The organism is Prauserella marina (assembly GCF_002240355.1).
Lineage (GTDB): Bacteria > Actinomycetota > Actinomycetes > Mycobacteriales > Pseudonocardiaceae > Prauserella_A > Prauserella_A marina.
In genome coordinates, this window is record NZ_CP016353.1 from 3,986,445 (window position 1) to 4,008,967 (window position 22,523).

11 protein-coding genes are annotated in these 22,523 nt (G+C 66.0%); 5 read left to right on the forward strand and 6 right to left on the reverse strand.

All coding sequences use genetic code 11. The features are described 5' to 3' along the window. Positions 1-1,108: 1,108 nt before the first annotated feature. The gene (locus BAY61_RS18735) at positions 1,109-1,849 is read right to left on the reverse strand and encodes a VOC family protein (protein ID WP_091808956.1); all 741 of its coding nucleotides are present in this window, start codon (positions 1,847-1,849) and stop codon (positions 1,109-1,111) included. Between the two features lie 343 nt (positions 1,850-2,192). Between BAY61_RS18735 and BAY61_RS33825 the strand changes: the two genes are divergently transcribed. Together BAY61_RS33825 and BAY61_RS18740 are read left to right on the forward strand one after the other, a co-directional pair. Next, positions 2,193-2,327, forward strand: coding sequence for a hypothetical protein (locus BAY61_RS33825; RefSeq protein WP_256328140.1), 135 nt, complete (start codon positions 2,193-2,195; stop codon positions 2,325-2,327). 20 nt (positions 2,328-2,347) lie between these two features. After that, complete coding sequence (locus BAY61_RS18740; protein WP_143021434.1) at positions 2,348-2,740, forward strand: PH domain-containing protein; 393 nt, start codon at positions 2,348-2,350, stop codon at positions 2,738-2,740. A 496-nt stretch (positions 2,741-3,236) separates the two neighbouring features. Here BAY61_RS18740 and BAY61_RS18745 read toward each other — a convergent pair whose 3' ends face one another. After that, on the reverse strand, positions 3,237-3,704 hold the full coding sequence (locus BAY61_RS18745) for a hypothetical protein (RefSeq protein WP_245865227.1): 468 nt from the start codon (positions 3,702-3,704) through the stop codon (positions 3,237-3,239). Positions 3,705-4,263: 559 nt separating this feature from the next. On the opposite strand from BAY61_RS18745, the gene BAY61_RS18755 reads away from it, so the two are divergent. Next, positions 4,264-4,662: a YdcF family protein gene (locus BAY61_RS18755; RefSeq protein WP_245865229.1), complete on the forward strand. Its 399-nt coding sequence runs from the start codon at positions 4,264-4,266 to the stop codon at positions 4,660-4,662. A gap of 37 nt (positions 4,663-4,699) precedes the next feature. Here BAY61_RS18755 and BAY61_RS18760 read toward each other — a convergent pair whose 3' ends face one another. The 3 genes from BAY61_RS18760 to BAY61_RS18770 all read right to left on the reverse strand — a co-directional run bounded on the left by BAY61_RS18760 (position 4,700) and on the right by BAY61_RS18770 (position 7,721). After that, complete coding sequence (locus tag BAY61_RS18760) at positions 4,700-5,527, reverse strand: helix-turn-helix domain-containing protein (protein ID WP_091809045.1); 828 nt, start codon at positions 5,525-5,527, stop codon at positions 4,700-4,702. 65 nt (positions 5,528-5,592) lie between these two features. Beyond that, positions 5,593-6,984, reverse strand: a complete 1,392-nt coding sequence (locus BAY61_RS18765; protein ID WP_091808960.1) for an amidohydrolase family protein — start codon at positions 6,982-6,984, stop codon at positions 5,593-5,595. After that, positions 6,981-7,721 (reverse strand): Atu4866 domain-containing protein, encoded by a 741-nt coding sequence (locus tag BAY61_RS18770; protein WP_091808962.1) that lies wholly within the window; start codon positions 7,719-7,721, stop codon positions 6,981-6,983. The genes BAY61_RS18765 and BAY61_RS18770 overlap by 4 nt, the downstream gene beginning before the upstream one ends. Before the next feature lie 301 nt (positions 7,722-8,022). On the opposite strand from BAY61_RS18770, the gene BAY61_RS33920 reads away from it, so the two are divergent. Together BAY61_RS33920 and BAY61_RS18780 are read left to right on the forward strand one after the other, a co-directional pair. Then, positions 8,023-8,505, forward strand: coding sequence for an Atu4866 domain-containing protein (locus tag BAY61_RS33920; RefSeq protein ID WP_338061493.1), 483 nt, complete (start codon positions 8,023-8,025; stop codon positions 8,503-8,505). 1,040 nt (positions 8,506-9,545) lie between these two features. Then, positions 9,546-12,587, forward strand: coding sequence for a BTAD domain-containing putative transcriptional regulator (locus BAY61_RS18780; protein WP_094168500.1), 3,042 nt, complete (start codon positions 9,546-9,548; stop codon positions 12,585-12,587). A 7-nt stretch (positions 12,588-12,594) separates the two neighbouring features. Here BAY61_RS18780 and BAY61_RS18785 read toward each other — a convergent pair whose 3' ends face one another. Further along, complete coding sequence (locus BAY61_RS18785; protein ID WP_091808463.1) at positions 12,595-22,326, reverse strand: glycoside hydrolase family 183 protein; 9,732 nt, start codon at positions 22,324-22,326, stop codon at positions 12,595-12,597. Positions 22,327-22,523: the final 197 nt, after the last annotated feature.

The window sequence follows — 22,523 nt, forward strand, 5'->3', positions numbered from 1 at the left end:
CAACAGCTAATCCTGACCTACTTCGCTTACCAGCGCACCGACACGGGTAAACAGCTCGATCCTCTTGTACTGGGGGGCATGGGCTCGCGGGTCTGAATCCGGTCAGCTTGACGACCGTGGAGAACCAATGAGACGCACGGGATGTAGGTCCTCGCTGGGGCCCCCTTCATAGCTCCTCGGCGAACGCCTCCCACTCGGGTCACGACTTCTTCACGAATTCCACGGCCGGACGGAGGACTCGGAGTGCGATGAGAATCAGCACCGTGCGCCGTCAAGCCGGTACGACGAGCGGATCGCCCGTACGTCCCAGCGATGACTCGCCCCTGGGCGAATGACTGACACCAAGTCCCGCGACCTTCGCGCACCGACCCACGAGGGGACAGCCCCGTCCCCGCCGCGCCTGGTAATTCGGGGGGCCGCACAGCACGCCAGTGACAGGCTTGTGAACACACGGGGGGTGTCCACGCTGCGATCCTGACACCGATCAAAGCGTGTCTCGCCACTCAATCTCCTCCACCAAACCCCTTCTCAGCCAACCGGCTTCGTACTTCCTTGCCAGTTCCCTTCCCTGCCAGGACACAGCGCGGGTCGGCCGGCCGCCGTTCCCGCGCCGGCAGCACGGCGCCACGCGCGTCTACGTCAATGCACAACCCGTCGGGAAGCCGACCCACCCAGCCCCGCGAACCCAATGTGTCGACGGCACAGGCGATCTCGCCCTCGCCGGGTGTCCTGGCACCAACCACAGCGTCTCCAGCAGTGAGCCGACGACCAGATGCACCTGCTGGGGGAGCAAAACAAGCGCCGCGTGTCGCACGGTTTGGATGTCCAATACGTACAACCCGCACAAGAGTTTCGCCAGAGTTGTCTTGGCGCGCGGGTGGGACCGACGAGCCCGGCGCGGTCGTCCGCCGAGACCGAGAACGTCGTGCCCCGAAGCACGCACGCCGTCGGCGAACCGGCGTGCTCGGCGGTCAGCTCACCGCGATCGAGGTGACCATTTCGGACCGGTTTCCGTTGCATCCGAAGCCCGCCTCGGCCATTCCCGGCGAGTCCGGGCAGCGTGACCACACCCGACGCCGCAGCCGAGCGGCAGGCTATCAGTCGACCATCACGTTTCGACGATCACCGTCACGCCAGCCACTTCTGCCGGCATAGCTGATGACTCAGGCCCACGCACCACGATTCCGTACAAACCGGCTCGCTCCCCTTTTTCGAAGCGCACCTCAGCACCAGGCAAAGCGACCGTCGCATCATTGACGGAACAACCGACAAGGTCGGCGAGCAGGCGCGCATCGGCGTCGGGCTCCGCACTTCGGATCAGGAGAGCAACCAGATCGGGACAATTGTCGAAGGTAATTCCCTGTGCAGCCCGGTGTTCGGCGCGCATGCGCGCGATCATGGCTCGCGGTGGATCATAAGTGATGAAGAACGGAAAGTACGCCGGGACATCGCGAACGAACACCTCGACGAATCCCGCATTCTTCTCCTCGAAGCGCACCTCGACGTCCTCCACCTCACGCCCCGATTCGCGCAGCCGCGCCGCGGTGGCACGCGCGTCGCGCACGTCGACCGCGAACGTCAGGAGACCAGATCCGCGAAGCTCGTCGATAGCGGGCTTGAGGATCTCAAGACTCCCTGCATACGGCGAGGTCGCGACAGCATCCCAATCGTCAACCGTAGCCAGTTCGACGTAGCGTTCGTCGTCCACACCCCAGGCGGCGTTGCGGAAGCCAGGCATGGTGAGAGCGTGACGCGTGGGCAGGCCGGCAGCTTCGTAACGCGCCATAGCGGCTTCGAGGTCGTCCACCCAGTGAATGAGATGATCAAAGGTGGCATCGTCGTGTGGCATTGAACCTCCCAGCAAGCGAGCATAATTTAGGTTAGCCTAACCTACAAAGACGCGTCTGTGGTTCAAGGTTCTGCACACCTCGCCGCAGCCAAACCATCACACTGTCCATTCCGCCGTGATCCAGGCGCCACGTGAACCTCCTCCGTAGGATGTAGCCATGATCGATCGAGCAGGCTCGCCGGTACGGCAGATCGGCGCACGAGGGCTCATCGGGTGCCGGGCTCAGACCGTGTCACCAAGCAATGACAGTCCGGCATCGGCGGTCATGAGAGCTTCGGGGAGAGACAACCCGGTGCCGCCGTGGAGGTGCGGGATACCGCTCACACCCGCAGGAAACGCATACATGAACCAGCGTCTGGGCCAGTCGGCGAACGACATCGGTGGCAAGCACTACCTGCAACCGCCAGGCAGCGAGGGGCTCGTCGAGAACGAAACCCCGGAACTGTTCCCAGCGGTGCACGAAAGGTTCTCGCCGTGAGGGAATCGACGCGGGCGGAGGTGACGTATGCGACGGCACTGAACCGCAATCAGGATCTCTTCTTCAACCACGGCATGCAACGGGACATCCCTCGCCTGCTGCTCGCCCCCGACGAGAAGGTCCTGCTGGTCGTTCCCGGGACGGCCGGGGAATACCCGAACGTCATGGTCGTCACCGACCGCCGCGTCATGCTGACCCAAGTCGCCGGCCCTGTGAAACGAGCGAAGCTCAAACGGGAGATTCCCGCGCAGCAGGTCGCGTCCGTCTCCTACAGACCCGGCATCTTCACGCGGATCGCCGTTCATCCGCACCAAGGCCGCCCCCTGCGCATCATGCCCCACCGGAAAACCAACGGCGAGCGCTTCGTGCTCGCCTTCGAACATCTGCTGCGCACCGGGAACCTACCGAGCTGAACCGGCACGCGATGACACCGCCATCGCGCCGCTTGCGGCGCCAGGCCCGCTCCACCACGTCTCGGAGTTCGACCGCCACCGCCTCGCCGGGGTGGTGGCAGCGGCGAGAGGTGCCAGGCCCAACGGTCGGTGTCCGCACGCAGCGCCTCGGCGTACACGCTGTCCCTCGATCCGCCGGTGCGGTGGCGCGTCCTGGCAGGCAGCCGCCTGGTCAACTTCGCCCCCGCGAGCACGCATTCCCTGACGCACCGGCATGTGAAGGCACTGCGGCGACTTGTGTATCGAGCCGCCGACTTGCCCGGGTTCAGACAACCACCTGCCTCGGCACTACATCCGAAGCAGACGGTGATGCGGTGCCGGGTGCGGATGGCCCGCAAGGAAATCCCTCGTCCGGATGAACCCCGGGTATCAAGCCATACCTCTCGCGGGGTGGCGTGAGACCCCGCGCCGGGCCTCGGCGACCCGGTACAACAGTGGTTGTTCAACCGCTGCGGCGCTAGCCCACAGCCTCGCCCCGCTCACCACCCGAAGCACCGACCGCCGGTCTGCGCCAGGCATGCCAGGCGAGCTGCGCGAACGAAACGATCACCAGAACATCGACAACATAGGCAACCCATTCCAACCTCAGCACCCTGCCGAGAGGGAACGCGACCGCCGCGGCGCAGATCGACAGTGCTACCCACCACGGCGACAAGCGCGTCCACAACAACAACCCGCCGAAAACCAACAAAGACAGAGGGAAGACGGGCCCCGGCAGCCAAAGCACGACAAGACTTTGCGGCGGATACTCAGCGAAACCGTCCAAAGCCACCCGATCATGCAGACCAAAAACACCTTCGAAAAACCCTTGCAGCCCAAACGCGATACTTCCGAACATCCCGATCAACAACAACAGCAACCACAACCCCGCCGCGACCGGAAGGTACTCACGCAGACGCTCGTACTCAACGAACAACCCGTACACGGCACCATCGAAAGCGCGATCACCATTCCGCCGTTAACACCGTAATGACCATCCACCCAAAAGAACGGTGAAAGCGCGAAAATCGCAGGGCCGACCACCAAAGCCGCCGCCTGCAAACGCTGGACGACCATTCCGCCAGCGTATGACTCCGACAACATCCGAGCAAACCAGGCACACCACGCGGCTCGCCGCCCTCGACCCGTTTCGCCACCCGCGAAGAGCTGATCAACGCGTTCTTCGCCGATCGCATGGACGCCTACGCCGCCGCCGTCACCGTCGCCCTGGACGACCCCGACCCCTGGCACGGCTTCACCGGCTACATCCACACCATCTGCGCCATGCAGGCCGCCGACCGCGGCTTCGCCGACGTGCTGACCATGACCTTCCCCCGCAGCCAAGGCCCTGGAGGCCCGCCCAGCCAAGGCCACCGGGCACCCCCGACACCTGGCAGCGCCTGGTGCGGTCACCGACCAGTGAGCTGGGCAAGCTCCACCGCCAAATCCTGTCGTAATCCTCTTCGACCCCGACACCGGCCCGTCGCCCGGTCGACTTCATCGTCGTGCTTGGCGCGGGACTCCTCGAAAGCAGGCGGGTCCCACCGCTACGCGCCAGCCGCCCCGACTACCTGACATCCACCGGCACGACCCGCCACGACATTCTCCTGGAACAGCAGTCACGAACGACGTGGGAGAACCTCACCTACAGCAGGAACTCATACGGAAAACACCAGGCCAGCCACCGCTGTGTCATCGTCACCAACAACTTCCACGCATTGCGTGCCGCCCTGCTGGCCCGCAAAGCGAAAGTCGACGGCAACGTCATCGGAGCACCCACCGCATGGTACTTCTGGCCCAGCGCCACGATCCGCGAATTCATCGCGGTCTTCTTCGAACACCGCGTCGTCAACTTCACGATGTGCGGCCTGATCGTCGTGTTACAGGTCCTTTCGGCAATCTGATCGACGTCCTCAGTGGACACCCCGACGGGTTGACGCCTCAGGAGGTCGCCGAGGGCGCGACATGCAGTGAGGCCAGCAGCCGCAGCTTGTCAGCGCTGGATGAGCCGGGCGCGGCTTGGTAGACGATCAGCTGGCGACCGGGTGAGTCCTTGATGTCGAACGCGTGGTAGTCGAGGACCAGATCGCCGACGTCGCGATGGTGGAACGCCTTGGAAGCGTGCGTCTTGCCACGCACGTCGTGCTTGGCCCACAGGCGACGGAACCCGGCGCTGGCCGCCGAGAGTTCGACCACCAGCCCGCGCACGGCATCGGCGGAGTCCACGTGTCCCATGGCCAGGCGCAGGTTGGCCACACAGGACTCCGCCGCCCGGTCCCAGTGAACGAAGAATCCGGCGCCGACCGGGTCGAGGAACGTCATGCGGGCGACATTGTCGACGCGGTCGAATTCCGAGTACAAAGCACCGGCCAACGCGTTGTGCGCCAGCACGTCGAGCTGCCGGTTGATGATCACCGCGGGGGTGGAAGGCCACGACTCAAGCAGGTCCAGCAATGACCGCCGCGGCGCCGCGGCCACGGGCGCCAGGACTCTGGGCGCCAGGTCGGCCAGACGAAAGAGATGCTCACGCTGGTCAGCGTCGAGACACAGGGCACCGGCGATCGCGTTGAGCACCGACGCGGACGGGTTGCGTTCGCGCCCCTGCTCCAGGCGCGCGTAGTAGTCCACGCTGACGCCGACCAGCATCGCCACCTCCTCGCGGCGCAGCCCTGGCACGCGCCGGGTGGTGTGCGTGGCCAGTCCGACGTCGCCGGGCTGGACATCGCCACGACGAGCCCTGAGGAACGGACCGAGATCTGAGCTGCTCACACACCGACCGTAGAGGCCGCGGCCGGTGGCTGCCAGGGTCTGCCGCTCCCTGCCAGCCACCGGGATCACCGGCGTGCTTCCGTGGCGGGCAGGCGTTCGGTGATCGCCGCGACCGAGTCGTGCACCCGCGCGCGCAGGGAATCGACGTCCACCCCGACGAGTTCGCCGTCCCACTTACGCACCTGGCCGGCCACCCACACCGAAGTGATGTTCGAGCGGTCGGCTCCCAGCACGAGAGTGCCGACGGCGTCGTGCAGCGGCATGGTGTTGATCGCCTCGGCGTCGACCACGATCAGGTCGGCCTGCTTGCCGGGGGTGATGGAGCCGGTGCGATCGTCGAGCCGCAGCGTGCGCGCTCCCGACAGGGTGGCGAAGTCGAAGACATCGCGCGTGGTGATCCGGATGGGGTCCCGCCGGGTTCCGTAGGCGGCATTGACCGCACGCATGCGCTGGATCGCCAGCAGCGCCCGCATCTGGGTGAACATGTCGGAAGCCAGCGCGACCTCCACGTCCACCGACAGCCCTGGCCGGATCCCGTGAGCGAGGGCCTCGTCGACCGGCGGGACGGCGTCCTCCAGCCCGATCTGGGCGTCGGAAGTGGGTGCCAGCGAGACGGTCACGCCGTGATCACGCATCGCCGCCCACGCATCCGCGGACAACGCGGTGGAGTGGATGGACTCCAGGTGCTCACCGAGCAATCCCTGGCTCTGCCAGGAGAGGATGGCTTGCGAGGCGGCCTGCCCGAACATCACGTCCAAGCTCACCCCGATGTCCAGGTCGGCAGCGATCCTGGCCAGCTCGGGGCCGTAGGCCACGTGCCTCGCGATGTCTCCGGTGGCCAGTGCCGCCAATCGCAACGTCACGAGCTGGTCGTCGGACGGAACGTAGGTGGACCGCAGTCTGGCCAGGTCCGCGGGCCACTGACCGTCCCAATCACCGAAGTGCGGGGCCATGGAGGCGTGCACGCCGCGAATGCCGGAGTCGGCGAGCGCGGTGATCGCGGCATCCGAGTGAGCCGGCGTCCGCGCGTTGTGCGAGAAGTCGAGCATCGTGGTGATGCCACCGTCCAGCGCCGTCAGCGCGGCAAGGCGCGTGCCGATATACACGTCGTCAGGAGCATAGGCGGGCGCGACGTGCAGAAGCGTGGACCTCAGGTATCCGGCCAGGTCGTCGACGTCCGGGATCGTGCGGCGCATCTGCGCCTGCCAGGCATGCCGGTGGGTGTCCACCATGCCGGGAGCCACGACACCGCCGGTGACGTCCGCGACAAGCGCGTCGGCGGCGGGCAGGTCGCGGCCGACCTCGACGATGCGCGCCCCACGGATCAGGACCTCACCGCCGTCGATGTTTCCCAGCGCGGGATCCATCGTCACCACGGTGGCGCCGCGCAACAGGACGAGCCTGCCGGGGTCGGCGGCGGACCGAGTCAAGGCGTCGAGAATGGAGTCGGCGTTCATCGGGCGTCCTTTCTGCGCATCGTGTAACCCGCGTGATCCAGTGTGTCGCCGGTAAACCGGCCGAATGCCCAGAATCCGAGGTCGTCCAGGTAGTCGACGCGGTCACCGTCCACCCAGTAGCTGCCCTGGAAGGCGTGCCGTCGCCCACCACGCGTCTCGTCGTAACGACCGTCGGCGGTGAGTTCCTGATGCAAGAAGTCGTCGGTGTCGACCCACACCCCCACGCGATCCGGATCCACCGCGATGCGGTCAGGCCGCAAGGAGACGGCCGGCGCGCTGCCGAGCGCCGCGCCGGCCCAGTGCGTCGGCCGCCCCTCCTTCAGCACGGCGAGAAGGGTTTCGGGCCGGGTCAACGCGGCGTGCAACGCCGCGGGCAGATCGGGAGCATGCTCGTCGGACACGACGACGAGGCCCGCGTCCGAGCCGGGAGCAAGCGTGCCCGCACCGGCGCCACGGGCGGTGGCGCCGAGAACGACGGCCACGTCGAGACGGGACGGCAGGATGGTGGTCCCGGTGGCATCGACGACCACGGCGCCGTCGTCCTCGGCCGCGGTGACGATGCCCGGACCGACACCGACGACCACCGTCCCGCCGAGGAGTACGTCGGCTCCACGCATGGTGCCGATCAGCGGGTCGAGGGTGTGCACGGTCGCGTTGGTCAGCAGCAGCGGCCTGCCGGCTCCGGCACGCACGGCTGCCAGGCCGTCGGGTGTGAAGGCAGGGAAGGCGTTTGGCATAACTCGATGTTCGTGCGGCCCTGCGCCACGCGGAAGGCCGGAACACACCAGGGAGTGGCGCACCCGGCAACGGTGAACCGGCGCGTCTTCCTGGGACTTCCCGTTTTCGAAGCAGGGGCGCGTGTTTCACGAAGACCATCGCGCTTCCACTCACTCATAGTCCACTATGGACGAAGCGATGAAGATGGCACTGTGCGATCGAGCTCGCCAACGTGACAAACACTAGCCGGCAGCCAGGGTGCGGCACTCCCAGGATGTGTGCGTCCTGGATGGCGTGGGCAAGCCGGGCCATGGTCGAGATGTGAGGACGATTCTCGGTTCCGCGGCGATGTGCCTCGCCGCGCTCCTGACGGCCGCGTGTGCCGGCAACTCGCCGGACAGCGACGGCACGCCCACCACGGCGGATGCATCCAGGCCCGAAGGGACGACGATGATCGACACGACGACGCCGCACGGCCCCGCGACCTCGAACGACGCGACCACCTCCCGTTCAGCGGACTCGGGGCGGGCAGCCGAGCATCCCTATGCGGGCATGTGGGTCACCACCGACGGATACATCAGGCAGGAGCTGCTGCCGGACGGCCGATACGACGAGGCGCGCGGCGACCGCCAGAGCGCCTACACCGGCCGGTACTGGATCACCGGTGAGCGCATCGAGTACCGCGACGACACCGGGTTCAGCGCCGACGGCGAGTTCGACGGCGACATATTGCACCACGCGGGCTACGTCTTCTACCGCGAGGGCAGTCCGGCGCACCGGCGTGCCATGGAAGCCGGGGAGTGATCGTCGAGCTCTGAACGCGGAGGACCCGTTCGTTGCGCAGGCTGTCGTGTCGGGGGTCCAGCAAGGGGCGTTCACCAGTCGAAGCTTCCCGATCCAAGCCCGGCTCCGGCCGCGACCACGGGCAACGTCGAACGGCGCGGCTGACGTCGTCGACGATCGGGCCACAGTGGACGGGCCGGTTCAGGTGTCATCGACACCGTAAGCCTGCGCCTGATCGATCGCCTCCACGAGCGCCGCCGTGATGCACTCGCCGCACCTGGTCGTGGAGTTCCCCCGGCAGCCTACTGATCAACGCGGCGACAGGTACGGGAGCGGTGTCATCACGTGCGGCTTCCCGGCGAGAAAGCCGTCGGCATGCCCGTAGTTGGCCCGTACCGCAGCCAACGATTCAAGTCAGAGTTCTCCGACCTGGCGATTTACCGCTATCCGGCCGAAGCGAGAGTTCATCGCGGGTCAGCAGCAGCCGCGAAGCTGATCCGGACCGAGAGAGAGACCGTTCGCTGGACCCCTGTCCGACGAGCCGGACAAGGACTTGTGTGCGCATCACCGACACCCCTGGACCGCAACATCACGAACGCCTCACTCCCTCGTCGACGCCGCCTCTCATGAGCAGAGCGAGCGATCCTCCACCGGTGCACCCACCGCCAGTGCGAAACCGGTGTCGATGGCGGCGTTCCCACCCCGCGCTTCGCGCGCTCGCGCGAAGACCTCTTCTCGAACTCGGTGCGCTCACCAGCACAAACATCCTGGCCAGTGCGACCGGCCAACCTATTGCGGACGTCCACTAGGCTGCGCACCGCGAACGGTCTCTCCGCGTCAAGCACCCGCTTCGTCTGGAACGTGAACTCAGTACATGCCGTCTCAACGGATATGTTCCAGGCAGGCCCGCTTTCAATGATCGGATACCTCGCTGACATGTCACTGACGCTCTTCTGCCCGCTCGGATCGGATGGCTCCGGGCCTCCACTCCTCGTCACGGCAGGATCGCCAGAGGAGCTACTGAACGACTATGGACGTACCACCGGCCGAGGACGGTGGCTATGAGCCCGCCGACCAGTTCCCTGCCCCGGGTCGACCAGCTGCTTCAGCAGTTTCGCCGCAGGGCGGGGATGACGCAGCAGCAGGCAGCGGAACTGGCCGGGGTGAGCCTCGCCGGACTACGTGACCTCGAACAGGGCAGGATCGCCAAGCCGAGGGCCACGACGCTGCGCAGAATCGCGACCGCGCTCGCGCTGTCGGCGGAGGAAACCGACGAGCTGGTCGGGATTTCGCTCAACCCCCAGCTTCGCGGTTATGACCTGTGGATTCAGGTGCTAGGCCCGCTGTCGGCGCACGTCTCCGGCGTCAGCGTCGACCCCGGCCCCACGCGCCGGAGGATGCTGCTCGGACTGCTGGCACTCGCCCCGAACGAACCCGTCGCCCGCGATTCGCTGCTGGAATGGTTGTGGGACTCGGAACCGCCGGAGACCGCGGTCGCGCTGTTGCAGACCGACGTGTCCCGGCTGCGCCGCAGACTGCTGCCCCGCAAACCGGATGCCTCAGCCAACAGGCTCGTGATCGCCACCCAGTCCGGATACCAGCTCACCCTTGGCGACCAGCAACTCGACCTGCTGGCTTTCCGCAAGCTGGCCTCGGCTGCCGCCGAGTCGCGTAAGCAGGGTGATCTGGTCGGTGCGTGTGAGCAGTTCAAACAAGCGGTGAACCTCTGGCGCGGCGAACCGCTGACGAACCTGCCCGCGCTGCGCGTGCACCCCGCCACGGTCGCCCTCGGCCGCGAACGCCAAGCCCTCGTCCTCGACTACGCCAGCACCGCCGGCGAACTCGGCCGCCACAGCGAAGTACTGCCCTTCCTCCGCGACGTCGCCGAATCCGACCCACTCCACGAAAACATCCACGCCGCACTCATGATCGCCCTCGCCGGCAGCGGACAACAAGCCGCCGCCCTATCGGTCTTCACCGACCTACGCAACCGCCTCGCCACCGAACTCGGCGCCGACCCCGGCCACGAACTCGCCCAAGCACACCAACGCGTCCTCCGCCACGACCTCACCCGCAGCGAACAACCCGCCACCGCCACCCGCGCCCACCGCCAACTCCCCCGCGACATCGCCGACTTCACCGGCCGCGAAACCGAACTCTCCGTCCTCCAAGCCCGCGCCGCCCGCAACGCCGAACACCACACCGCCACCACCATCGCCAACATCGTCGGCATGGCAGGCGTCGGCAAAACCCGCCTCGCCGTCCGCCTAGCCCACCAACTCCTCGCCGCAGGCAAATACGGCGACCAGCAACTCTACGTCGACCTCCACGGCCACGCACCCCAACCACCCGCCGACCCCAACACCGTGCTGGCCTCCTTCCTGCACCTCCTCGACGTCCCCGGCGATCAGATCCCGCAAGACCTCGACAGCAGGGCCGCCCTCTACCGCGACCGCCTCCACGGCAAGAACGCACTGGTACTGCTCGACAACGCCGCCACAGCCGAACAAGTCCAACCCCTCCTCCCAGCCGGGGCAACCCACCTCGTCCTCATCACCAGCCGCCGAACACTCGCCCTCGACGGCACCCACACCCTCCCCCTCGACGTCCTCAGCCCCACCGACGCCAAAGCACTCCTCACCCACATCGTCGGACCCCAACGCGTCAACGCCGAACCCACCGGAACCCGCGACGTCATCGAACTCTGCGGCCGACTCCCCCTCGCCATCGCACTGGTCGCCCACCGCCTCCAAGCACGACCCGCCTGGAAATTCCAAGACCTCGCCCACCGCCTCCACGAAGCAAGCGACCGCATGAGCGAACTCGCCGCCGGAACCCGCCGAGTCCGCGCCGCCTTCGACCTCTCCTACCAAGCACTCACCACCGAAGCACAAACCGTCTTCCGACTCCTCGGCCTCCACCCCGGAGAAGACTTCACCGCCGCATCCACCGCCGCACTCGCCGGACACACCCCCACCCACACCCGACGAGTCCTCGACCACCTCGTCGACGAACACCTCGTCATGGTCACCAACGGCGACCGCTACCGCCTCCACGACCTACTCCGCGACTACGCCCGCGACCTCATCAAAACCGAAGACACCGATCACCGAACCACGGCACTCAGCCGATTATTGTGCTGGCTTTCCCACAGCGCGGTAGCGGCACGACGCTGGTTGCTTCCCGAAGATCCGATCGGACTGCCGGTGTGGGATGCCGAACCGCCCTATCTCCCGGAATTCAGCGACAAGGACAAAGCGCTTCATTGGCTGGACGCGGAAAGCCCGACTCTGGCCAACGCGGTCGATGCCGCGATCGAGCACGAGCTACCCGACGCGGCGTGGCGGCTTGCCATCGCGCTGCAAGCACATTTCCGGCTCACCAGCGACCGGAGTATGTGGCTGGAGATCGGCAAGAAGGGGCTCGCCGCGGCAAGGGCCGCCGGCGATAGCCGGGGCGAAGGCTGGGCCCTCAACGACCTCGGCGTCGCTCACGCGGAGACCGGGGATCTCGACACGGCGGCGGAGTTCTTCGCGGCGTCGGTCGCGATCCGCACCGAACTCGGGGAACAGCAGACATTGTGCAGGGCGGTCGGCAACCTCGCGTTCGCTCACGTGCTGCGCGACGACTACCCGAAAGCGATCAGCGAATTCGAGAAGGCCCGCCGGATCGCGCAGGAAGTCGGCGACGTGTTCTTCGAGGCCGGGCTGGTCAACAATCTCGGCGAAGCCTATCTGCGAGCAGGCCGTTACGACGAGGCCATAGACCAGTTCCGCCAGGGCATCACCATGTCCGACAAAGAGGGACAGCTGCGAAACCGGGGCCTCACCCGGCATGGCCTCGGAAGCGCTTTGACCCAGCTCGACCGTCACTCCGAAGCGGTGGTCCCACTGCGCGAAGCGCTTGAGCTTCATCGCCAAGCGAAGTCACGCGCGGACGAGGGCTTGGTGTTGCGGACGCTCGGCATCGCCTTCGACGGACTGGGCGACACGGCCAGAGCGGTCCAGTGCTGGGAACAGGCGCTGGAGTTACTGGATCAGCTCGGCCACACCTTCGCCGCCGACGTCAGGAAGCTGTTGGCGGACAGCGTCGCGAGCACCTGACTCGCGGTCAGTCGATCCGCTTTCGCGGCACCGGGCGCCGGGCGCCGATCACCGGTGGGTCCACCGGCGGAATCGGCGGTACTGGCGCCGAAAGCGCGGGCTTCTCTCCCGTTCTGCCACGGAACGACCATGGTGTGGTGTCGGGATCGCGGGACAGGCCCGCCTTGTCGGCGAGCGTGACGTAGTCGGAGTACACCTCACTGACAACGCGGTGCAGCTGCTTGAGGGTTTCGTAGGCGATTTGGTCCCGTAGTGGAGAGGCCGGGCTCCCGTCCCAGGTCATCAGCATCCTCAACGTCTCGTCAACGAGAAACTGGCGACGGGTATACCAAGCTTGGGTCGCAACACCGACATAGGCGGACCCCGCCGCGATACCGGTGGGGGCGGCGAGCCCACTCATCCGGAGTGGTCCTTCCTTCAAGACGTCCATGGCTGTGCGTCGCACCATCGAGGGCGCCGCTCCCATACCCAACTCTTGCAACGCCAACGCTCCCAGGCCAGGCACGCCGGTCGGCGCCTTGTGGTAGGCGCTGACAAGCAGCGCCAGCTGGGCTAGTAGCTCACCATATCCCGATGCCGCGTCCTGCGAACTCACCGAAACGATGGCCAACGAATCGCCCGAATTGGGCAAAAGCCTCGTGGAGTGTCCGGGAACAGCGGGAATGAACCGCAGGACGACCTGATGCGGATGCTTGCCCACTGTTTTCGCCGCAACCCCGCCGGGGCCGGGTTTCTTCAGCTTGTCCACTGTCAGCCTGGCCTCCCTGTCGCCGATGAGCTCGATTCCCGCGAGGTGCGGAATGCTGTCGACAAGTTCACCGCTGTACACAAGCTGCCGGAAACCCTCAAGGTCGACTGAAAGGGACCCATTGAACCGCGCCGCCATGTCGCGATGCCAAGCCCGAACCTCGTCCGAAACCAGATCGGAATGCCGCTCATGCAACGCGGCCGTCGCCGCCATTATCTTCTTCGCCTCGGCGATCGCGACTCTCAGATAGTTATCCATAGCGCGGCCAGTCGGCGTCGCCGTGTCCACCGGTTCCAGCTGACCGGTGAGCCGCTTTTGAGAACCCTGTCGAATGGCCCCAACCTGGAATACCCCCTCGACTGCGGCCTCTCCTACCCCGGTGATATCACGTACCGCCGAGAGTCTCGCTATGTCGCGTTGCTGCTGACTGACAGACGGGTCCCGACCCGGGCCGAGCGCGGAAAAGACGGCGTTGGCTCCACCGTCCGAGGCCGCCACGACTCCGGCCTGGGTAAACAAAGCACCCATCCCGATCGGTTGCAGCCTGCCTTCTCTGTCGATGACCTGGTCAAGCTCGGCGCCGAGTTGCTCAGCCCGCTCACCGGGCGTCGAGTATCGGGGAATGGCCATGAAAAGCAGACGTTCAGGCACCGAGTACTTCTTGTGCACTGTAGACGGAGAAAAATCATCTGGAATCGCCGGGTCGTGACTGAGTCGTATCGTGATCGTGACCGGACGAATCAATCGAGAATTCTTCCCCCGTTTCGGCGTACGGGTCCGGATCACAACATTCCGTTCACTGGTCTCGGTGTCGTATTCGATAGCGGCGTTGACAACATCCCGCCTAGCCTTGGCGTGTGCCACAAGATCCTCAGCAGCCGCGTCGAGTAACACCGAGGGATCGTCGAACAAGCTTTCGCTTGACAACGCCATGTTCGCAACGAAGATACTCGACTCGACCTCGGACCGCATACGCTTGAGAATCTCAGCACCCGCAGCCAGCATTCCGACCGCGTGTTCGGCGTGCCGGTGTAACACAACCGGACCATCCAGCCTCTCGTCGCCGAGCCTTTCCCTTCGCTTATCGTCCCAGATCGCAGAGATCAGCTTGGTTCCCCTGCTGTTTTTATATCGGGCGAGCACCATACTGATCTGACCAACCAGGTTCGCGCCAATCGTCTGGGCCGCCAGGTTCAGAGTATTTAGCGCAGCTCCGAACGAAAATATTACCGCCGTTTGTATCCCCATCGGAATGAGTTTGGTACTCAAACTTTTGCGCCGAGTTTCCATCTTCCAAACCTGGGCCGCTTTGAATAGGCCAGAGAGCAGTTCGCCGGACAACGTGTGCCAAAGCACGTCATCGTCCGCTTTGGCCAGGCTTTCCGATGGCGCGTAAACGACGCGTAGGTCGATTCTATTCTCGCTGGCATCGCCGCCTACGATGCGCTGCGTTGAGAACGGCCCTTTGCCAGCGACGAACTCAACGCTCACCTGTTCACCTGTTCCCAAGGTAAGCAGGATCGTACTGCTGTCGCCTTCCCAGCGCACGTCGCTGAGACCACGCACCATTTCGCCGAAACTGCCCTGTTTCAGCAAATCCTCCGGCAACGAACGGACTATCTCCTCCTCCGCACCGAGCGCGGCGGCCAATTTCGGCGCCATCTGACGCACCCGTGCGGACAGCGTCTCGCGGTCGCCCGGTGTCGCCAAAGGCGAGGGCAACTCCGGTGGCGTGGGAAGACTGACTCCGTATCGATCGGCGAGTTTGCCCCATTTCGCCGTGATCTCGTGCGCCGCGCCGCGGAGCCTGCTCAACCCCGGCCCGGCTAACCCCCCTCGCCAGCTCGCCGTCATCCTTATCGCCGCCGCCGCGCCAGGATCCCGATCCTCCTTGTTGTGCAAGACAATGGGATTGACGATCGACGTGTACAAGTTCTGCGCCAACGTCGCCAGAAGCAGTCTCAAATCCACTCCCCACGTCGCCAAACCGACGGCATAGCCCGCCATATGACCGGAAACGTTTCCCATCACCATGCTCCGGGTGAACCGGCTCTGATGTCGTGGTGGCAATTGAGACAGCGCGTACTTGCGAATCTCCTCGCGTAGCATGGCCGTGAGCGCGGCATCGGCCTCGGCCATCGAGGTATTGCCGGTGCCCGGCACCACGACCATCCGGCTGCCCTCTACCCACGGATCGCCCTGCGAGCCCGATGCACCGACGTGATCGGCTTGCTCAAGCTGGATCGTGAACCCGTGCCTGCGGTAGGGAATCCGCCCACCCGCGGGTCCTGCTGGGTCACCGGACCACCAGACCACGGCGTAGGTGTCGTAATCCTCCGGCCGTTCAGGCAGTTCCATGTCCGCTAGCTCATAGTCCCTGGCATAGATCGATAGTTCACTGGTCGGAATGATCGCCACCGATCGAATCGGATCACCGGTGAAACCCTCGTCGATCGCATCGGCGAAATGGAAGTCTTTCCCGAATACCATTCGGCGCGAGAACTTGTACTTCAGTAACCATTCCATCCTGCCGAGCCCTGGAACCGGATGTTGCTCCAGTGTCGTGAGGAGCTTGACCAACGCGGCGCCGTCGTCGGTGAGGCGGCCTGCCAGGTCGTCGTGTGACTGGATTTTGCGGAAGAACTTGTGGCGCCGTTCATTGCCGTAAGTCGTCTCGTTGAGTCCCATGACGTACAACAGCTTCCGGAGCCGTTCTTGGTTGTGAACAAGGTCGGGCGCGTGCTGGTTCAAGACAGCCGTGGGAAAGTTCTCGGCCACAGTGCCCCTATGGCCGAGCTCGTTCAGCTTCGCGAGATCCGTCTCGACGTCGGCCAGCAGGCTCAGCACCGTGTCCACGTGCGCCACGTCCGCCTCAGAAGGCCGGAACCGCAACGGCGGCTTGGGATGCCGGTTGAACAGGGTCGTGCGCTCCCCCTCTTCCACGGTCACCAACCTGCCCGGTTCTTCCAGCTCCAGCAGGCGCTCTCCCCTTTCCTCGACGGCCGAGAGCATGCGGTGGGCCCTCCCCGCACTCCTTTCCACGTCGGCGTCGAGGAACACCAGCAGCTTGACCGCATCGAGATCACGACGGCCACCGTCGACTCGCCTGCCCACCGTGGCCATGATCTCCAGCGTTCGGCTGGCTTCGGAAAGGTCGGTTGCCAGCAATCGCAGTCCGGCCGCGAAGTGACGTCGCGCGGCGTGCCTGGTGTCGCCCCTGGGAGCGTCGTGACCATCAGCGAGGGCGTTGAGCGTGGTGACCAGTTCATGGGTCCGCATCGCGAGTTCAGCCGCCGACGACACTGTGGCGTTGACGAGCAGGCGCTCGCTCAGCGCCGTTACCTCGCGAAGTGCCTCTTCCGTTGCCTTCCAGCGTTTGGGAAAGGCGACTTCTCGTGCGCTCTCGACCTGCAATGGCGTTGCCGGTGTCTCGTTGGAGGATTCCGGCGGCGCCGGAGCGTCGCGGTGGTCGGCCACCACCTCGTCGGCCCAGCCGTCCAGCGTGCTCGGCAGCGCGTCGGTCGCGGTTTCGAGCGTGGCACCGACAAGGTGCGAAAGTCCGGCGGGGACGTCAGGGTAGGCAGGGAGCACGACCCGGACCGGGGTCGCCGGAACGGCTACGGTTTCCGGTTCGCCATCCTTTTGCCGCGTGTGGACGGAGAATTCCGGAGGCAGAATCCGTGCTTCGGCGGCCGAGGGATCGACGACGATGTCGACGGCGACATCGTTGTCCCGCCAACGAATACGCCAGCTCAGCGGCGAACCAGTCGGCCGGTATCCCGCCCGGGAACGCTCGAAGAAACCGAGCACCGCGTCGGCCACGCCCCGCACGACGGAGCCGGGACGCGGAGGCAGCGTTGGCAAGGACACCGGCTCAAGAACCGGATGTTCCGAAGCCGGGAGACTCCGCGCCTTGGTAGAGAGCCCGGCCGACGGAGCGAGCTCAACCGGTTCCGTGCGCTCGACGCCCACGGGAGTCTGAGCAGCCACGACCTCGGCAGTATGTCCACCGAGCGCGGGTACCGGCGCGTACACCAGCGCACTTCCGAATCGGCGTCGCTCCGCCTTCACGACACCGCCGGCCTCCAACTCGGCCACCACGGTGACCGGAACCCGGAAGACGCCGAACCCTGTGCCGTCGGCCGGTCCCGTCATGCCAAGGAATTCCGCGTCGTCGACGTTCTGCCGCAGCCGAAGATTCACCCGCACCGAATCGGGATCGGTCAGGAAGCGGCGGCGGCCCGGTACATCCACGGTCTTGCGGAGCCCGTTACGCGTGAACGCGCGGTATTCGGCCAGCAGGTTTTCGCGGCGGACCAAGTGATTCAGCTCGATCATGTTGTCGATGCGGTGACGGCGCGCGGACGGATTGGCCGACGTATCGATGCCGAGGCTTTGCGCAAACCGCTTCCAGTACGACATGGCCTCGTCGCCCGCGGGCGAGACCCCGTTGGGAACGAAATTGGCGTCAGGGACGAGTCCGAACTCCTGCGCGAGTTGCATGACCATTTCACGCACGGGCGCGATCGCGTTGCCCTGTGATCGAGCGCCGCGCCGCATGGTCAACTCACGCAGGAATCCGCCGCTGGGTTCGTGCTGACCGTTCTTCGTCAGGCGCCGCAGAGCCTGCCGGGCCCGATCCTCATCCGTCCCCTCTGTTCGCAGCTGCGGCGGCACGTCACCTTCGAGGATAGCGAGCCCGTAGGCGTGCGCGTCCTCGGCGGCAGTTTCGGTCAGCATCGTGCCCATGACCCTGGTGGTTCCGAGCTCGGCACCGGTGCTGGTGTAAGCCGTCAGCTTGTGAACGACGCCGGGATTTCCCCTCGGATCACCCGGGTCTCCCCACTGGTGGATGACCTTGCCGTCGGCGCTCGCGACCAAGCTCGCGTTGTCGTCGCGGGTGGTGATGACATGCCGAACGACTGCGCTGACCTTTTCGCCGTGCAGGACGAAGAGATGGCCGTCCCCTCCGGCCGCGGCATCGGCGAAGGCGTTGTTGTTTTCGAACTCATCGAGGTATTGGTGCAGCTGCTCTCGCATGTGCGCGTCAACAGGGATGCCTTCCTCGATCGCCCTGACCAGATGGCGGGCGATGCGGTGCCGCTCGGTCATCTCCCGCACCGTGACCGGCGGGAAGTCCGGCCTACCCGGCGCGTCGCCGGTGACCTGGGTCCCGGAAAAGGTCCGGTCCCGGGTTGGAACCACCGTGGCGCGAGCACCGGTCTCGGTGATCACCGTGGTCTCGCCGAACGATTCGCCGACGGTGTCCCTTTCACTGACCTCGAAGGCGATTTCGGCGGTAGCAGCAGATTCGGCGAACTCCGGGTCCGACAACCGAACCCGGATCCGGACCTCGCTGGCCCCGACCTGCCAGACGTCGCCGTCCTCCCCCGCCAGCCTGGCGAAGCGTTTTCGGAGGCGACGCTCAGTCTCCTGTGGATCGAGTTCGCCGTCGAACCGCTCATTGAGATGTTCGGTCAGCTCGGCGACCAGCGGAAGATCGCGTGGTTGCCCGGTCAGCAACGCCATCCGGTCGCCCGCGTCGAGCAGGCTCGGGCTTTCCTCCGGCCCGGCGGGCAGAGGAGGCAGAGCGGGCAACATATTGACGGGGTGGGCGGCTGGGTCCCTGGCCTCGACAGCGAGCCGCAGCCATTCGGCGTCGTCGAATACACGCCGTTGCGTTGCCGTGTAGTAGCCGTTCAGGTACAGGTCGGTCGCCACGGCACGCAGCGCCTCGACGTCCCTGCCGGACGGAGAGATCCCTGCCCTGGTGAGCAGATCCACGAACGCCTGCACGCTCGCGCTGTCAGCATGGTCGTAGCCGAACAACACGGCGGCTCCGACGAGGCCCGCCGGCACCTGATTTACTCGCGGTTTCTTGCTCTTGGCCACGCGGTCAAGGGCGCCCTGGAGCTTGTCGGCGCTGACATTTGCGGGCAGGCCGAGAACGTACTCCAGGCCGCGTGCCGCCACGAGTTTGACGGCACGCTCGAACTCGTCCCCGAACCGTTGATAGAGCGCGTAAAGGTCGGCCCCTTCGACGGCGAGTCGTCCGATGTCGACGCCCTTCAGGGACCGCAGCGCCTCCTGGAAACCGCTGTCCTCACTCGCCCTGATGGTGCCGGATTCCTGGTCGAAGGTGAGCACGATGAACCGGGGAACGTAGATGCTCGCGTCGCGGTAGGTGTCGGTGTTGTCGAAGCTGTTGACGTTGTACGAGACGACGAGCCTGCCGGGGCCTCGGTCGATCTCCGGGTGGGCGTGCGCGTTGTAGGTGAAGACGTTCTCGTTGCCGTACGTACCGTCCTCACCTGTCTCCGGCGTCGTGTACAGGTGTGTCGGGCCGGTGAACGGGCCGAACGGCGTCGGTGCCACATAGCCCACGATGTCCGGGCTCACCGGTGTCCGGGTGTCATGCGTGATGAGCACGTAGCTGTCGCCGACCCTGGTCACGCTGAACTCGTTGGCAACCCCCGGCATCACCCTCGCCGCGTCGGACTCGAAGATCGACCAGCTGCCGCCCTCCGTGTAGAACTCCCACTGCCCCGCGAGACTGTCACCGGCAACCCGTGCCACCCGCAAATACTTGGTGTCCCCCAGGTCTTCGACGCCGTAGACGTAGCGGTAACCGTCCTCGCCCTTGAGAATCGCCGCTGTCCACGCGACGCCGGTCGCCGAAGGCAACGGATACACGCGCGCGGGAGCGCTCAGATCCCCGCCGGTGTACCTCGCGACGACGTTGGGGCCCTTGCGCCAGTCCCAGATCTGTCCGGTCGGGCTGTCCCACTCCTGATAGGTGACCTCGATCGTGCCGTCCTCGGTGCGGTGCGCGTCGCCCGACCAGTACCATTTCCCGCCCTCGGGGTGCGGCATCGGACCCGCCACGGTCTCCAGGGTTCCGTCGGGCCGGATCCGGACGAACGAGTTGTGCAGGAACGGAGTCGGTCCACCCTCCTGCACGACGGGGTCGCGGCTGCCGTCCTCGTTGACCGTGCCGAGATAGGTGTCCGAAAAGGACATCAGGTAGGAGCCATCCGGCAGGGTCAGGCCATAGGTTCCGTCGGCGCCGGTGAACGTGTCCGGATCGCCGTTGGCGATGTACCCGGCGAACGCCTCGGTGAGCTGCTGATCGACACCGGCAGACGTCACCGACGCCACCCCTGCGGGGAAGGGGACCGTCGCACTGTCAACCGTGAGCTGTTCCTGGAGACGTGCCGTCATGAAGTCGGCGATCTCGCCGAGATCCAGCGGCGTCAACATGGACCTGATGTCGGCGATCACGCCCGGCAAGAACGCCCGCGCGTCCGGACCGCGCCGCACCTGTTCGTCGACGAACCCGAACAGGGACTCGGCCAGCCCGGCTGTCAGGTTCTCCCGCTTCGCGGCTGAGGCTGTCAGGAGTTTCCGCGCGGCATCGCTCACGAGCTGGTGATGGGCCTCGTCGGGGGCACGCGATCCGCGCCGTCGCAGCAGCTTGCGTAGTTCGGCGGCATCCCGCGACAACTGACCTTGTTCGCCGGTGTCCAGTGTCGTCCCCGGCTCCACCGGCACGACGCCACCCGCTCGCTCGTAGGCAGCCAGGAAGGTCTCCCTGAGCAGTGCCCTCTGGCGCTCGGGCAATCCGGCTTCCTTCGCGTGGGATTCGAGGTCGCCGAGGAAGGTGCGGACATCGACGGACGTGGGGGTTGCCGCGCTTTCCGCCGCCGAGGGGCTCAGCGTGGTCCGGTCGCCGTCGACGGTGAACGCCTCCAGCGTGGCGGCCCCGTGCACCTGACCGAACCAGACCGGCTCCCAGACAAGCCCGCGCCGCACTTTGCCCGCGAGTTCCGGAACTCCGGGCAGAGCCAGCAGGTCCATGGCGGCGCGAAGCACGGTAAAGGCGTCCCGAACCGGCTCGGAGGTGGCGAGCTCGGCCGGTGCGCTGCCATAGGAGGAGTCCGGGTGGGAACCATGAAGTTTCGCCAGTTCCGCGCCCGCCTGTGTGAGGGCCGCTTCCAGCTCGGCCGCCACGGCACCGGTTTTGCCGGTCCCCGCGTCCGCCACCAGCCCTCGCATCGAACGAGGAGGGGGTGGCGCGCCGGAGGTCTGCGCACCGCCGCCCGTGTAGTACTCGTTCGGATCGAAAACCCGCCGGAACCGACGGCCGTGCGGCGCACGAGCGGCATCCGGCGAATCACCGTCGAGTCCGAGGTCGACAGCGGGCTCACCGGGTGGCTTGCGGGGCTCCTCGGCGGCGCGGTCGGACGAGGCTGGTTCCGCGGGTTGCCAGCGAGTCGCCACATACAACTTGGTCGCCGAATCCAGCAATGGGATCGCGCGCGGCACGGGAAGGCCGTCGACGACGGCCCCGAGCAGCGACCGGAAACTCGCGCTCGCGCGGAACGACTCGCCGTCCTCACCGTGCTCGGCGAGATGGTGGCCGATCGGCCGTGGTCGTCCCGGCGCCACCTCGGCGCCGCGAGCCACGGCGTCGACAATGCCCGTTCCGAGAACGACCCGTTGCCGCAGGACTCCGGCGTCGAGTGAGCCGCCCGCGCGGAACTGGACGAATTCGGTGCCGATCGCCGAAGTGCCGTCCGGGGTTTCGCCGCGCACCGGGGTACTTCCCAGGCGAGCCAGCACGTCCTGGTGTGTGTCGGCGATGCGGGCAAGGTCGTCGTAACGGTTACCGAAGTCCCTGGTGCCGACCTGGACGGTTGCCGTCGTCCTGTCGTTCACGGTCGCACCGTGCTCGGACAGGATCTCCAGGACGCGTTCCACGCCCCGCCAGGTCCGAGCATCGTCGTAGAGGACCGGAGACACGATCTCGCCCTCGTGAACCAAACTCCAGTTGTCCCGGCTCAGTCCCGCGTCGGCCAACTCCGCCGCGATCAGGCCGAGCGTGGCATTGCCTTCCAGTTCGAAGCCGATCTTGAGGACGAAGGTGCGGCTGGTCGTCGCCTGCGTCGGGAAACCGCCCGGAGCGGACCGGGTGTCCGGCCGGAATGGCACCTCGCCGGTGGCACCTTTGAAGACCGGGAGGAACGCTTCGTACGGGAGGGCACCCCGCCTCTCCACCACCGGCGCCGGGTGCCCGCGGAGATCAGGAACCGGTTGGCTTCGTCTCCCTCCGACAGGCCGAAAGCACAACGCAGTGCCCTTGCCTGGGGAGCGGGGAGAGAGTCCAACCGGTCCAGGTGAGGAAACAT

Coding starts and splice junctions, on each gene's coding strand:
- BAY61_RS18735 (WP_091808956.1), bottom strand. CDS start 1,849: ATGCCACACGACGATGCCACCTTTGATCATCTCATTCACTGGGTGGAC.
- BAY61_RS33825 (WP_256328140.1), top strand. CDS start 2,193: ATGAACCAGCGTCTGGGCCAGTCGGCGAACGACATCGGTGGCAAGCAC.
- BAY61_RS18765 (WP_091808960.1), bottom strand. CDS start 6,984: ATGAACGCCGACTCCATTCTCGACGCCTTGACTCGGTCCGCCGCCGAC.
- BAY61_RS18770 (WP_091808962.1), bottom strand. CDS start 7,721: ATGCCAAACGCCTTCCCTGCCTTCACACCCGACGGCCTGGCAGCCGTG.
- BAY61_RS18780 (WP_094168500.1), top strand. CDS start 9,546: ATGAGCCCGCCGACCAGTTCCCTGCCCCGGGTCGACCAGCTGCTTCAG.